The organism is Singulisphaera sp. GP187, from assembly GCF_900129635.1.
Taxonomy (GTDB): domain Bacteria; phylum Planctomycetota; class Planctomycetia; order Isosphaerales; family Isosphaeraceae; genus Singulisphaera.
This window is the reverse complement of the sequence record NZ_FSRB01000001.1, coordinates 5,011,521-5,026,330: the sequence shown is the minus strand read 5'-3', so window position 1 is coordinate 5,026,330 and position 14,810 is coordinate 5,011,521. Positions and strand designations below refer to the sequence as shown.

Genomic DNA, 14,810 nt, shown 5'->3' with positions numbered 1-14,810 from the left:
CGTTGGTAAAGAATTCGGGTGGGAGGACATTTCGGGGGTTTACGTTCGCCTGGTTTTGTGTTAAACCGGTGTTGGATAGGCCGGTCGAGACGCTGCCAAGGCCCTGTTTTGCACTCCGTTGCGCGGGTTTCGAGGGGACCTCGTCATCGCCTTCGGAAACAGAGGGGCTGGGTGAGCCGACCGGTTTTGAGTGCCCCACCGAGCTTTCGGGTGATGGTGACGACAGCCCCTGTCGTCGCAAGTGCGAAGAGCAACCGAAGGCTCACGACGACGGTCCCGAGAGACTGCCCTCCTGCCAGGTACTCGTGGATTTCCTCCCTCCTCAATGGGTTCGTGCAACGCGCGAGGCTCTCACCGATGAATCGCCTCCCCCTACGACTCGATCGATGCGCTTACTCCATGCTCTGTGCGATGGGTTTGCTGACGTCCACGGCCCGCGCGGCGGACGCTCCCGCCCCGCCGTTGCGTGAACGCATCGATCAGGTGATCGACGCGAGTCACGTCGGCCCGCCGGTGGCGCTGGCCGGTGACGCGGAGTTCTTGCGGCGCGTTTCGCTCGACCTGACGGGGATGCCCCCGTCTTCGGAAGAACTGCGGGCCTTCCTGGCGGACGCGGCGGCCGATAAGCGGGGCAGGGCGGTCGACCGGTTGCTGGAGAGCCCGCTCTACGGCCGGCACCTGGCGACGACGCTCGACGTGATGCTGATGGAGCGGCGGCCGAATCAGAATGTCACGGCCGATGAGTGGCAGAACTACTTGCTCCAGGCCGCGCGTGAGAACAGGCCGCTCAACCAGGTGCTGAAAGAAGTTCTGAGTGCCGACGGCGCCGACGCCAAGCTCAGGCCCGCCGCGCGGTTTTACCTGGACCGCGGTTCGGAGCCGAACCTGATCACACGCGACGTCGGGCGGATCTTTTTCGGCCGCGATATGCAGTGTGCTCAGTGCCATAATCACCCGGTGATCGACGATTATCAGCAGTCGGACTACCACGGTCTGGTCGCCTTCTTCATGCCCGCGTATGCACTCGTTCGCAAAGAGGGGGGCAAGGATCAGACCGTATTCGCCGAGAAGGTGGGGGGCGACCTCACGTTTGACTCGGTGTTCGTTAAAAATGATAAGCATTTGACGGGGCCTCGGATCCTCGGCGAGACGGAGCTGGTTGAACCCGTGTTTCCGCCCGGTGAGGAATACCAGGTCAAGCCCGCCGACAACATTCTCCCCGTGCCCAAATTCAGTCGAAGGGCTCAGCTTGCTTCGCACGTGACCGGGGGGACGAACCGGGCCTTTAATGAAAATATCGCCAACCGACTCTGGGCGATGTTGATGGGACGAGGGCTGGTGCATCCCCTCGACCTGCACCACCCGGCCAACCCGCCGAGCCACCCGGAATTGATGGCGCTTCTGGCCGATGAGCTGGTTGCCCGGAACTACGATACCAAGGCCTTTCTCCGTGAGCTGGCGCTGACCAGGGCCTATCAGAGGGCCATCGACCTGCCCGCGGATCAGGCCCCACCCCACCCCGAAGCGGTGGCCCCGACGCTCGCGGAACTCAAGACGCATACCGACGCGTTCACCGCGACGTACGAAGCGGCGAAGAAAGCGTACAGCCAGGCGATCAAGGATTGGCACGCCGCCGAAACCACGCTCGTTCCGGCCGCGGCCGAGCAAGACCAAGCCCTGGCCAAACATGCGGCTGTCGGCAAGAAACAGGCCGACGCTCAGAAGGCGGTCAATGATCTTCTCGCCCAGATCAACGCACGCGAGGATCTGGGGAAGACGCTCGCGGAGGCCGCCGGCAAGGCGCAAGAAGTCGTCAAGAAGCTGCCGACGGAGAAGGACCTGGCCGCCGCGGCTCAGAAGTTTGTCGACCGTTCTAACGCCGTGATTGCCGAAGTGGCCGCCTTGAAGAAGACGAGTCCGGAAAAGGCCGTCGCCCTTACGAAAGCGGGCGAGGAACTGGCGGCCGCGGTCAAGCCGGTCGAGGTCGCGCGGGCCAAGGCGCTGCCGCTCCGCGAAGCGGTGCGGCAGAAGGAACAAGTGGTGCTTGACGCCCGTCGCAAGACGGCCGAGAGCAAGGTCGCGCTCGAGCGGCACAAGCGGCAACTCGAGCGGCTCGAAACCTTCGCCCAGCGCGAGACGCTGCGCGGGCAGGCTGTGGCGGTCGCCCAGGCGATTGTCAGCAGCCGTGAGGCGGTCACCCAGGCCCAGAAGCTCGCGACCGAATTCGAGCCGGATCTGGTGCAACATCAAGCGAAGGTGAAGGCGGCGGACCAGGCCCGGCTCGCGTTGGAGAAAACCAAGAGTGAGGCGCAGGCCGCCTTGACCCAACAGCAGAAGGTCGTGGCGAGCGTCGTCGCGGCGCTCACCGCGACCGACGCGGCCCGGCAACAATTGCCCGATGACCCGACCTTGACCGAGGCCGCCCAGAAGCTCAAGGCGAAGGCCGACGAGTTGCGATCGGTCGAGGCCACCCGAACCGCCCAGCGCGATGCCGCCGTGGTGGAGCTCAAGAAAGGGGCCGAGGCGCTCGCCCTGGCGAACCAAGGGCTCGACGCGTCGATGGCCGAGAAGGCCCGCCGCGCCGCCGCCGTGGCGTCCGCACAAAAGAAGCAGGCCGACGACGAGTCGCAGGCGAAGACATTGGAGTCGGAAATCGCCACCGCGACCGAGCAACTGGCCACGCTCCAATCCAATGACTTCGACATGGCCCAGCTCAAGCCGCTCACCCCCGAGCAGATGTGCTGGAGCCTGCTCAAGGTCACCGGTGTCTACGACCGCCAGCGCCAGGCCGAGGAGGCGGAGCTGAACAAGACGAAGCCGCTGGACGACGCGGCGAAGAACGACCCGGCCCAGGTCCGCGCCCGGGCGTTGGAGCTGGAACAACGCACCTTCGACAAGCTGAAGGGGAACGTCGCCTCCTTCGTGACGGTCTACGGGGCAGGGGCCGGCCAGCCGCAGAATGACTTCTTCGCCACGGCCGACCAGGCCTTGTTCGCGGCCAACGGCGGCCTGGTGAACGGCTGGGTGGCGCCCGCCGCCGGGAACGTCTCCGAACGCATGGCCGCGGAAAAGGCCGCCGAGAAAGCTGCGGAAGATCTGTATCTGACCGTCCTCACGCGGTTGCCAAGCCCCGAAGAGTCGGCCGACGTGGTCCGGGTCTTCACCGAGCAGGCTGCGAACAAGCCGGCGGCCGTCCAGGAGCTGGTCTGGGGACTGCTGACGTCGGCTGAGTTCCGATTCAATCACTGACGCTTTTTTTTTGGTTTGGCCGAACGCTTGCTGGAAAGAAAGGCCCGTGAATTATGAAATGCGCATACGCTTGCAACTCATCCGAGCACGTCGTGGCGAGACGCGGTTTCCTGGCCGGCCTGGCGGCGACGGCGGCCGGGTCGGTGGTCGGGGGGCTGGGCGTCTTCGCGAGTCCGCTCGCGGCCGCTCAGTTGCAGGGCGACCAGAAGCGAGTGGTCGTCTTTAACATGCACGGCGGCTTGAGCCAGCTCGAGAGTTGGGACCCCAAGCCGGGGACGGATACCGGCGGCCCGTTCCGGGCGATCGAGACCTCGGTCCCCGGCATCCGGATCTCCGAGCTCTTGCCGAACGTCGCCAAGCAGATGCACCACCTTTGCCTGGTCCGCGGGGTGAACACGAGCGAGGATGACCACGGCAAGGGGGCCTACATGATGCTCACCGGCCGTCGCCAGACCCCCGCCGCCGACTATCCGTACTTCGGGGCCGTCTGCGCCAAGGCCATGACCCCCCAAGACAGCGCCCTGCCCGGGCACATCATCATCACGCCCGGCGGTGGCGGCGGTCGTGGCAACGACTCCGCCTATCTCGGCCCGATGTATTCGAGCATCGCCCTGGGCAACGGCAACCCGCCTCAGAACACGACCAGGCCCGGCCAGGTCACCGAGCCGATGGACGCTGCCCGCAACGACTTCCGCAAACGGGGCAATGACCGCTTCCTGAGCCGGCGCCGCACGGCCTTGACCGAGGCTTATGTCTATTCCTATGAGCAAGCCGCCCAGCTCATGAAGCAACGCGAGGTGTTCGACGTCACCAAGGAGCCGGCGAAAGATCACGACCGTTACGGCAAGCACGACTTCGGGCGCCACTGCCTGCTCGCCCGCCGGCTCCTCGAAAAAGGCGTGACGTTTGTTCAAGTCTCGCACTCGAACTACGACACGCATAACGAGAATTTCAATTTTCACATCGAGCAGCTCGGCGAGTTCGATACTTCGTTTGCGACGTTCGTGGCCGACCTGGCCGACCGAGGGATGCTCGAGAGCACCCTGATCGTCGTCCTTTCGGAGTTCGGCCGGACGCCGAACATCAACCTCTACTATGGCCGCGACCACTGGTCGCATGCCTGGACGGTGGTGATGGCCGGCTCCAAAGTCCAGCGCGGCGTCGCCTACGGCAAAACCAACGACAAGGGGACGGAAGTCGTGGACGGTCAGGTCGACCATGCCAACCTCTTCCACACTTACCTCCAGGCCGTGGGGGTCGACTCGACCGACTCGTTCGACATCGAAGGGCGCGACGTCCCGATCGCCGACCCCGCCTCGAGGATGATCAAGCAAATCCTGTCTTGATCGACGGTTGAGTGGTTGTATCGAGTTCAGGCGAATGATGAAGTGAAAAGGTGCCGTTATGAATGCCCAGGCCGCTACCGTTCCCGCCGGGTTTGATCCCAAGCTCGCTCATGTCGCCGCCCAGTGGCCCACCGAGAGGCCGGTGGTGAGTTGCCGGTTCGAGCCCAAGGGCCGATTCGTGTTCTGCGGGCTCGAGAGTTCCACGGTGCAACGGTTCGACCTGGCCGACGGCAAGCGCTTGCTCTTTCCCGGCGGTCATGAGTCGTGGGTCTTCTCGTTCGCGTTCACCGCCGACGGGGTGACGACCTTCAGCGGCGGTGGCGATGGGCGGATCACGGCCTGGGAGACGGCGTCGAGTGCCCCTCAGCCGATCCGGAAGATCGAAGCCCATCAGGGCTGGATCCGGGCGCTGAGCGTCAGTCCCGACGGCAGTCTGCTGGCTTCGGGCGGCAATGATAAGATGGTTCGGATCTGGGAGGCGGCGACGGGCAAGCTGGTCCGCGAGCTGGCGGGGCACACGGGGCACGTCTACTCGTTGGGTTTCCACCCGAACGGGAAAACGATCCTGAGCGGCGACCTGCTCGGCGCGGTCAAGCAGTGGGATCTCGCCTCGGGCAACCTCGCCGGGGCGTTCGACGCCAAGCCGCTGCACACGTACGAAGCGGGCCAGCAAGTCGATTTCGGGGGGATCCGCGGGCTGGCCATCACGCCCGACGGCAAGTTCGTGGCCGCGGGAGGGCTTCACAAAGCCACCAACCCGCTGGGGGCCGTTCACGAGCCGATCGCGATCCTGTTTGAAGGGGAAAGCCGCAAGAATGTGCGAACCCTTCTGGCGGACGGCATCACCGGGGGCGTGATCTGGCGATTGCACTTCCTGGCCGACGGCAGCCTCCTGGGGGCCTGCGGGGGGAGCAACGGCGGCCTGCTGCTCTTCTGGAAGACCGACGCCGACAAGGACTACCACCGGTTTGGCCTGCCCAACATCCTCAGGGACATGGACGTCCATCCCGACGGCCTCCGAATTGCCTCGGCCCACCACGACGGCCACGTCCGAATCACCCGCCTCGCCGCCAAAACGGCCTGAGCCGAGTGCGTTGCCGCGAGCAAGCGGCCAGGGCGACCGGCCAACCGCCCCGAGGGATTTACCCTGCATCTCTGGAAGCAACGGCCCCATTGGGCTTGCCTTTCCTGGCCGATCCTGGGACCGCGGGCGGGTCCGCACACGGTCCCAGGGAAATCAACCCCAAGGAAATGTGAACCACGGTGGAAACCGCGCTCAGGCCGAGCGTCCCGGTGTCTCCCGTCCGGCTGAGTCGGGTGGCAACGTCCCGGGATCGACAGATCGGCAGGATCGACAGATCGGCAGGCACGGAAAATAGGGAATTTGCGGGCTTCAGGTCAAGAAAAGACCCGAGACGACGTGAAGCCGGGGTGCGCAGGGAACCGACATCAGTCACAGGTAGGGAGACTTGCGCGGATTCGTTCGGAGGAACGAGGGTCGGCTCAGCGTCCTGTCTTCGAGCCATCCGAGCGTGGCGCGTAGGGTCGAACCTTGCTTGGTCGATGACGCTGTGGTGTGGTCCACCGACCCACTGGTCGCTTCTCTCGGAGCCGTGAGATGAGGGAGCTTCTCCGGGCTTTGCCCCGCCGCCTGCAAGGCGACCGACCCGTGCCGCGCCGTCGGGCGTTCCGACCCGGAGCAGAGTCACTCGAGCTCCGCCAGTTGCTCGCGACCGACGTATTAACTTATCATAACGATAATGCCCGTACCGGTCAGAATCTGTCCGAGGGTGTTCTCAACGCGGCCACCTTGAACCCCGGCTCGTTCGGCAAGCTCTTCAGCTACCCGGTTGACGGCGATATCTACGCTCAGCCCCTCTACGACACGGGGGTCTTGATCAACAGGACCTTGCATGACGTGGTCTACGTCGCGACGACGCACGGCAGCGTCTACGCCTTCGACGCGACCAGCAACCTGGGCCCCAACGCCGGTCCGCTCTGGGCCACAAGCCTGATTAACCCGGCGGCGGGGGTCACCACGGTCACCGGCTCGGACCTCGATACGACCAACTTTACCGAGTTGGGGATCGTGGGAACGCCGGTGATCGATAAGGCGTCGGGAACGCTCTACGTCGACGTGATGACGAAGGTGAACACCACGTCGGGACCGCTCATTGAGCACAGGCTCCACGCCCTCGACATCACCACGGGCCAGGAGAAATTCGGTGGCCCGGTGGCCGTGCAGGCCACGGTTCCCGGAACGGGCGACGGCGGCGACACGGTGACGTTCAACGCGTCGAAACAGCTTCAGCGCTCCGCTCTTCTGCTGAACAACGGCGTGCTCTACGTCGCGTTCGCCTCGTTCAACAACGTCCCGTACCACGGCTGGCTGATGGCGTACAACGCCTCCAATCTCCAGCCGGTCGGCGTCTTCTGCGTCACGCCCAACAGCCGCCAGGGGAGTATCTGGATGAGTGGCGGTGGCCCTGCCGCCGACGGCTCCGGGAATGTGTACGTGGCGACGGCCAACGGCAAATTCAGTGGCGACACCGGAGGCTCGGACTACGGCGACAGCGTCCTCAGGCTCGTCACCGGGAGTAACGGGCTGCAAATGGCCGACTACTACTCCCCTTCCAACCAGCAGCTCCTCGACAGCCAGGACCAGGACCTCGGCTCAGGGGGCGTGGTGCTTCTGCCCAACCAGGCGGGAGGGGCGCTGCCGTTGATGGTCGCCGCGGATAAGAACGGCACGATCTACCTCCTCAATCGCGATAACCTGGGCGGCTTCCACTCCGACTCCGACCAGATCGTCCACAAAACAGCGGCAGGCACCATCGGGATCCTGAACAGCGATAGCAACCTCTGGCTCGGCGCGTACAGCACCCCGGCCTACTACAACAACAAGCTCTATTACGCCGCCCCCGGCGACTCTCTGAAGGCTTTCCCGGTCGCGGGTGGCCAGATCGCCGACGCCCCCGAGAGCGTCTCCAGCAACAAGTTCACCTATCCCGGTTCGACTCCCAGCATCTCGGCCAACGGCACGATCGGCGGGATCGTCTGGGTGCTCGAGAACGGCGAAACCTCGGCCGTCCTCCGCGCCTACGATGCCTCGAACGTCGCCAATGAGCTCTACAACAGCCAGATGTCCGGCGCCCGCGACCAGCTTGGCTCCGGCGTGAAGTTCGCCACGCCGACGGTCGCCGACAGCAAGGTCTTCGTGGGCGGACACGGCCAGTTGACCGTGTTCGGCGACCTGCGCAGCGCCTACGTCAACGCCCAGCGTAGCCTCTGGTCCCAAGGCTTCAAGCAGAACCAGGTCTACTTGATGCTCGGGTCGAGCCCCAACTTCGTCTGGCATCCCGCCACGCCCGCGCTGACGAGACTCCTCGATCAGCAGGCGAAGAATGGCCTCCCAAAGCCGATGCCGAAGCCGCGCCGCGGACCCATTCATCCGGCCGGACCGCGCCTCACGTCACCCCGGCCAATCCGCCCGCGGTCCCAATAAAACGTGGGGAATCTCACCACGGAAAACACGACAACGGATTCATTGTCCGTGTTTTCCGTGGGTCGGTGTTCGCGGGCGATCAACCGACGGCCATCAGTTTCGCAACATGTCTGGCGATCATGTCGGTCTCGATATTCACACGGCCTCCCACCCGCACGCCCCCCAGGGTGGTCACGGCCAGCGTGTGCGGGATGAGCATGACCGAAAAGCCGTCGGGTTCGACGCCCACCAAGGTCAGGCTCACGCCGTCGACCGCGATCGAGCCTTTGGGAACCATCAAGGACGTCCAGCTCGGGTCGATCCCGAAGGCGAGGAACTCCCACTCTCCTTCGGTCCTGCGCTCGCGAAGCACGGCCGTCGTGTCGATGTGCCCCTGGACGAAGTGGCCCCCGAGTCGGTCACCGGCCCGGAGCGAGCGTTCCAGGTTGACCCGATCGCCCGGACCCGCCGCTCCCAGGTTGGTCCGGAGCAACGTCTCGGGACCGGCCTGCATGACGAACCGTTCCCCCTCGGCCGCGACGACCGTCAGGCAACAGCCGTTGACCGCCACGCTCTCCCCCAGAGCCAGCGGCTCGACCAGCCCGGGCCAGGCCAGCGTCAGGCGCCGCCCCGGCCCTTCTTCATCCACGCGTTCGATGGAACCGAGAACCTCGACCAGACCTGTGAACACAATCATCCTCTCCTGACCTGGAAACATGGGCCGAACCTCATGCGAGCGGGTGATCGGCGAGCGCTCCATTCCCGCCCCGTCTCCTCGGGCGGGATCGCCCTGGCGCGATCGTCCCGAGCCGAGCGACGCTCCTCCCGTTCCAGGTTATGGTAGCACAGTCACGCGAACGTTAGAATCAGGCCAAAGCCTCGGCCGTCCCAATCGGTCGAGCGGCCCGTCTTCCTCTCGGTCCGAAACCTGGACACCGGAGATCGAGTGCCATGACTCCCCTGAACCGCCGTGACTTCCTCGCCCGGACGACCGTGGCGACCACCGCCCTGGCCGCCGCGACCGCGACTGCCACAACCACGACGGCCCGGGCCGCCCGGGCGAACCTCCCCAAGAGCCCGACCGATAAGGTGACGCTGGGCAAGTCCGGCGTCCAGGTCTCGCTCATCGGCATGGGCACGGGCAGCCATGGCAACGGCCAGGCGAGCAATCAGACCAAACTCGGGGTCAAGGAATTCACCAAGGTCGTCCGCCATGCCCTCGACCGCGGCATCTGCTTCTTTGACGTCGCCGACCAGTACGGCTCGCACGTCTATCTCCGCGAAGCGCTCAAGGGGGTCCCTCGCGAGTCGTACGTCATCCAGACCAAGACCCACGCGACCCAGGTCCCCGACTGCCGGAGTCACCTCGAACGTTACCGGATGGAACTCGGGGTCGACTACATCGACATTGTCCTGCTCCACTGCATGACCAAGAAGGGCTGGCCCGCCGAGAACAAGGGGTCGATGGACTACCTCCGCGAGGCCAAGGAGCAGAAGATCATCCGCGCCCACGGCACGAGCTGCCACGGCATGGACCCGCTCCGCACGGCCGCCAAGGACCCGTTCGTCGAGATCGACCTGGCGCGGATCAACCCCGAAGGTCTGATCATGGACGACAAGCGGCCCGACGAGGTCGTCTCGCAGCTCGAAGAGATGCACCTCGCCGGCAAAGGGGTCGTTGGCATGAAGATCTTCGGCGAAGGGGCGATGAAAGAAGCCGAGCGCCGGGACGCCTCGCTCCGCTTCGTCCTTGGCCTGGGCACCGTCAACGCCTTCATCATCGGCCTCGAGTCGACCGCCCAGATCGACGACCTCCTGACCCGCACCGCCGACGCCCTCGCGTTCGTCGCCCAAAAAGCCTGACGCCTGGCAGTGAACCCCATTTCGCAGGCCCCAACGCAGCGACCGTCAAGATCGAGCCAACGACTGGCTCGATCTTGACGGTCGCTGCTCCGTTCTGCCTCGCTCCGGGCCTGCCCCATTTACATTCCGGAAGTACGGGCCGGTTTCGGAGAAAGGCCCCCGACGGAAATCGGCGTTCGCTTCCAGACCTTGTAATCCGCGGATTCCAACCAGGCCTCATTGGCCATGATCGGTTCGAACCCCAGCGATTCGAGGTTGGCGTCTTTGAGGAGGTTTTGGGTGGAGTCGCTGACGTCGATGAGGTAATCCGCCTCGAGTAGCTCCTTCCGGACATGGTCCGGCGGAGTGACGGGATAGACACCATTGACGAGATGGGTGTCGTACTCGGAGAAGATGTTGAGTCCCAGGTAGCCGACCGCATAGAACGGAATCGTCGGGTCCTCGGGACAGATCACCTTGCCGGGAAGTCGCTTGACGAGATCAACGACCTTCCAATAGGCCTGATCATGATTGGATCTGGCGATGAGCAACGGTTGCCGGGTCGACAGTCGCGGGAAGGCCGTCAGCATCATGAGCAAGGCCACGAAGACTCCGAGCATCAAACGCGATGGTAGGCCCGCCGTGGCGTTGCTGTTCAGGAAATTCAAAAGCCTTGGTAATCGGAGGGCGCAGAAGGCCATCAGCGGGAAGAGGGCCGGCAAGAGGCTATTGGCGACCCCCCCCGCCTTCGCGGACGAGATCGCCGCAAACGGGATCGAGACCACGAGCACGGCCGCAAGCCAGGGCAGACGCGGATCTTTGCGGAACGAGGCCGCGTCGAACATCAGCATCTCGCCGAGCAGGACGAGGAAGAGCGGCGTATCCAGGAGCAATTCCCAACCGTTCCGCACGGCGGGGAGCCAGCGGAGCCCGAACTTTTTCGGGATCACCATCATGTAGTAATAGACCGCCGGCGAGAAGATTTTCAGGCTGAAGATCACCCCGAGCATCACGGCGAACGGAAGGATCGCCAGGAGGCATTCCGAGAGGGTCGGCCTTCGCCCGCGCAAGATCAGGGCGATCGGCGGTACGACCGCAAAGGTCGCCGCGGTCTGCTTGAAGAAGAATCCCGTCACGATGAACGCGGAACCGAGCACGACAAGTTGCCAGCGGCGGGTCTCCTGGCCATGGCCGATCGCCAGGACGCCCATGGCCGCAAACATCAGGGCCGTCATGTCGGGCCGGTTCTCAGCGAAATAGTGGAACGAGCGGAAGTTCACCCCGAGAATGATCGCCCACGACAACACGATGGTCCACTTGGGACGGTCCCCCCTCATGGTCACCGCCAAGAGGGTCACTGTGACCAGAGCCGAGATCAAGGATATGAGCCGGCCCGCGATATTATTGGGCCCAACCCAGCGGAAGACCTCGCCTTGCGCATACAAGGCTAATGCCCCATACACGTGTGTCGAGTGTCCATCCGAAGACATCTCGTAGACGGGCATTCCTTTGATGGCCCGCCAGGACTCGAGGATCTCCGTGGCTTCCCATGGGTTTCGTGGCGCTTCGGCACGCACCAGGCGCTGGAGATTCATGGCGTTGATGAGGCAGATCAGTGCAGCCGCCCCAAAGAGAGGGGCGAGGCAGAGCCAACGCTTCCACGGAAAAGCGTCGTTGGATCCCCTGGAATGATCCGACATTCAAGCCTCTCTCACTCGATTCATGGATGCAATTTAGGATTGGGAGCCGGAGAGCAGCGACGCGGAGTTCCGGGTTCCCACCCTTCCCAAGCAGCGGTCGAAGCCAAGCTGGAGGATGATCCGAAGTGCCGCGACAACCTCGAGCTTATTGATCTTCGAGACGCCCGAGCGGCGATTTTCGAACAAGATGGGAGTCTCGCCGATTCGGCCGCCAGCTTGCCGGCACCAGAACAGGATCTCCTCCATGAAGGAGTATCCGCGCGACCGCACCCGGCTGAGATCGAGCTGGGCGAGGGTCGAGACGCGGTAGCAACGGAAGGCGCCGCTGTTGTCTTTGGACTGGAGCCCGAGCAAGAGCCGGGCATACCAGTTGATCCCCGCGCTCATCAGCTTCCGCTTGAGTCCGAACTCACCTTCGACCCCGCCCCCCGCGACGTAGCGCGACCCGATCATGACGTCGTTCTCGCTCATGCCGGCCAAGAGCGACGGGATGAACCGGGGTGGGTGGCTGAAATCGGCATCGAGGTTCAGGAGATAGTCGTACCCGTTCTCGATGGCGAATTGCATGGCGGCCAAGGTCGCCGTCCCCAACCCGAGCTTCTTCGGGCGGTGGATGACGTGGATCCGCTCGGGCTGGCTCGCTCGCAACTCGTCGGCAATCCTGCCGGTGCCGTCGGGCGAATTGTCGTCGATGATCAGGAGAGTCGCCTGGGGCGCATACTCGCGGATCGCTTCGGCGAGCGGGACCAAGTTATCCACTTCGTTATAGGTCGCGAGCGAAACCAGCAGGCGTTTCGGGATTGAAGACGGAGTGGAAGCCTGAGCAGGAATGCGGTGGGAGGCGATCATAGTCAGCCCATCCTTGAGCAATCGGGAAACGCAACTTGGTACTCCTTCGCGCCGCAGTTATTTATAGTCAAGTCGAGGCAAAAGAGTCAAGTCTGTGGGGTTTTTAGCCGAGACGGAGAATCAAGCCGACACCCGAGCGAACAAACACCACTGCGGAAACGAAAAAACACGAGGCGGGCTCCTACAATTCCACAGCGGATGAGCGTGATGGACACCATCATGGCGCGAGAACCGGAGCGAATGTCATGGAAAATCGCTGGTTGATCCCGTTCAAGAAGGGGGTGCGCCCCGAGGACTATGTGGGGCACGATGAGGCGAGGAACGAGCACGTGGTTCGCGAGGGGTTCCTGGCCAAGGCCAAGCGGTCGTTGAACCGGCTGCCCCTGGCGCACGAGACCGTGGCGCTCTACTTCTGCCTGCTCGACCCCAAGACCCCGCTCTGGGTCAAGGGGATTGTCGGAGCGGCCTTGGCCTACTTCATCCTCCCCCTGGACGCCATCCCCGACTTCCTGCCGCTGGCCGGCTTCAGCGACGACGCCGGTGTCCTGGCCGCCGCCTTGACGGCCGTCTCGGCGCACATCACCGACGAGCACCGTGCCCGCGCCCGGGCCTGGATGGCGGTGGAGATCATCCCCCAGGGGGCGGTCTAAAGCGGTTCACCTTCGAGTGGCTCGCATCCGAGTGGCGTTCCGAACACGACCGAGGGGCTTGAGCCGGACGGAGCGGGGACGGGACCACCCTCTATCTCGTCTCCTCCGGCAATGATAGTTTCGCGGTCCGGAAAGCCACGCTCCGCGTCGTGGAGCGGAATCAATGACTCGGGTCTTCCCTCAAGGAGCATCGCATGAGCCGTCGTATCGATCGACGCCGTTTCTTGCAGGCCTCATCCCTGGCGGGCTTCGGTATCCTGCTGCCCGGACCTTGGGCGCATGGACAGGGCCGGTCTCCGAATGAGAAGCTCAACTTCGCCTGCATCGGCGTCGGCGGCAAGGGTTCCAGCGACACCGACCACGTGGCCGCGCTCGGCAACATCGTCGCCCTCTGCGACATTGACTCGGACCGGCTCGGGAAGAAGGCCGAGCGGCACTCCGAGGCGAAAACGTACAGCGACTTCCGCAAGCTGCTCGACGAGCTCGCCCCCAAAATCGACGCCGTGGTCGTGAGCACGCCCGACCACACGCACGCGGCCGCGGCCCTCATGGCGATGCGGCTCGGGAAGCACGTCTACTGCCAGAAGCCGCTGGCGCACTCCCCCTACGAGGCGCGCCTGATGCGCGAGACGGCGGCCGAACGAAAGGTCGCGACCCAGATGGGCAACCAGGGGACATCCCACCCCGGGTTCCGCGATGGAATCGAGCTGATCCGCTCGGGTGTCGTCGGGCCGATCCGCGAGGTCCACGTCTGGACCAACCGGCCGTTCAAGTATTGGAAGCAGGCCCCCGACATTGTCGCCCGCCCCACAGAGACCGTTTCGGTCCCGCCGCACGTCGCCTGGGACCTGTTCCTCGGCCCCGCGCCCGAACGTCCTTACAACCCGGTCTACCACCCTCACAACTGGCGCGGCTGGTGGGACTTCGGCACCGGAGCCATGGGAGACATGGCCTGCCACACCGCCAACCTGACCTTCATGGCGCTCAAGCTCGGCCTGCCGACCCGCGTCTCGTCCACCAGCGGCGAGTTGAACCCCGAGACCTATCCCGCCTGGGCGACGATCACCTACGAGTTCCCCGCGCGTGACGACCTCCCGGCGGTCAAGCTCACCTGGTACGAAGGCGCGCGCGACGGGGCCCGCAACTTGCCCCCCGCCGCCCTCTTCCACGGAGAAACGCCCTCCGACAGCGGCTCACTGCTCGTCGGTGAGAAAGGTTCGATCTTCTCGCCGAGCGACTACGGCGCCGAGCAGAGGCTCCTGCCGGCCAAGCAGTTCGAGGCCAAGCAGAGCGAGCTCACCAAGGCCCAGCAGCGCGATCGGAACAAGAATGCCGACGCCGCCCACAAGGCCGAGTGGGTCCGCGCGATCAAGGAAGGCGACCCCAAGATCGCCTACTCCAACTTCGACTACTCCGGCCGGCTGACCGAGGCCATGCTCCTGGGCAACGTCTCCGTCCGCCTCGGTAAGTCGATCGAGTACGACGCCGTCACCGGCCAGGTCACCAACTGCCCTGAAGCCGCCCAATTCGTCCGCCCCGAATTCCGCCGCGGCTGGACGATCTGAACGGAACCGCGAATCCTCCCTCATCCTCTTCGACCGCGGTCGATGAGGATGAGGGAGGGCAACCCCATCAACGTTGTCCACGCACATAAAGGATCACGGATTCCCAGGGGTTCCCGACCGATTCC

At 64.4% G+C, this 14,810-nt stretch carries 10 protein-coding genes; 7 read left to right on the top strand and 3 right to left on the bottom strand.

Annotation, left to right across the window (positions count from 1 at the left end; genetic code table 11):
* Positions 1-357 precede the first annotated feature (357 nt).
* From BUS42_RS19460 to BUS42_RS19445, 4 genes are all read left to right on the top strand, one after another.
* On the top strand, positions 358-3,249 hold the full coding sequence (locus BUS42_RS19460; protein WP_074308907.1) for a DUF1549 domain-containing protein: 2,892 nt from the start codon (positions 358-360) through the stop codon (positions 3,247-3,249).
* Positions 3,250-3,302: 53 nt separating this feature from the next.
* Entirely contained in the window at positions 3,303-4,595 is a 1,293-nt protein-coding gene (locus BUS42_RS19455) for a DUF1501 domain-containing protein (protein WP_074308905.1), read from the top strand.
* A gap of 58 nt (positions 4,596-4,653) precedes the next feature.
* Positions 4,654-5,679, top strand: a complete 1,026-nt coding sequence (locus BUS42_RS19450) for a WD40 repeat domain-containing protein (protein WP_074308903.1) — start codon at positions 4,654-4,656, stop codon at positions 5,677-5,679.
* A gap of 534 nt (positions 5,680-6,213) precedes the next feature.
* Complete coding sequence (locus BUS42_RS19445) at positions 6,214-8,100, top strand: PQQ-binding-like beta-propeller repeat protein (RefSeq protein WP_074308901.1); 1,887 nt, start codon at positions 6,214-6,216, stop codon at positions 8,098-8,100.
* 79 nt (positions 8,101-8,179) lie between these two features.
* Here BUS42_RS19445 and BUS42_RS19440 read toward each other — a convergent pair whose 3' ends face one another.
* Positions 8,180-8,770, bottom strand: coding sequence for a riboflavin synthase (locus BUS42_RS19440; RefSeq protein ID WP_074311250.1), 591 nt, complete (start codon positions 8,768-8,770; stop codon positions 8,180-8,182).
* 260 nt (positions 8,771-9,030) lie between these two features.
* On the opposite strand from BUS42_RS19440, the gene BUS42_RS19435 reads away from it, so the two are divergent.
* Positions 9,031-9,942, top strand: a complete 912-nt coding sequence (locus BUS42_RS19435) for an aldo/keto reductase (RefSeq protein WP_074308899.1) — start codon at positions 9,031-9,033, stop codon at positions 9,940-9,942.
* Between the two features lie 119 nt (positions 9,943-10,061).
* On the opposite strand, the gene BUS42_RS19430 is transcribed toward BUS42_RS19435, so the two are convergent.
* Complete coding sequence (locus tag BUS42_RS19430) at positions 10,062-11,621, bottom strand: ArnT family glycosyltransferase (RefSeq protein WP_074308896.1); 1,560 nt, start codon at positions 11,619-11,621, stop codon at positions 10,062-10,064.
* Positions 11,622-11,654: 33 nt separating this feature from the next.
* On the bottom strand, positions 11,655-12,470 hold the full coding sequence (locus BUS42_RS19425; protein ID WP_074308894.1) for a polyprenol monophosphomannose synthase: 816 nt from the start codon (positions 12,468-12,470) through the stop codon (positions 11,655-11,657).
* Between the two features lie 245 nt (positions 12,471-12,715).
* Between BUS42_RS19425 and BUS42_RS19420 the strand changes: the two genes are divergently transcribed.
* Both BUS42_RS19420 and BUS42_RS19415 read left to right on the top strand, forming a co-directional pair.
* Positions 12,716-13,120: a YkvA family protein gene (locus BUS42_RS19420; RefSeq protein ID WP_074308892.1), complete on the top strand. Its 405-nt coding sequence runs from the start codon at positions 12,716-12,718 to the stop codon at positions 13,118-13,120.
* Between the two features lie 194 nt (positions 13,121-13,314).
* Positions 13,315-14,685 (top strand): Gfo/Idh/MocA family protein, encoded by a 1,371-nt coding sequence (locus BUS42_RS19415; RefSeq protein WP_074308890.1) that lies wholly within the window; start codon positions 13,315-13,317, stop codon positions 14,683-14,685.
* Positions 14,686-14,810 lie beyond the last annotated feature (125 nt).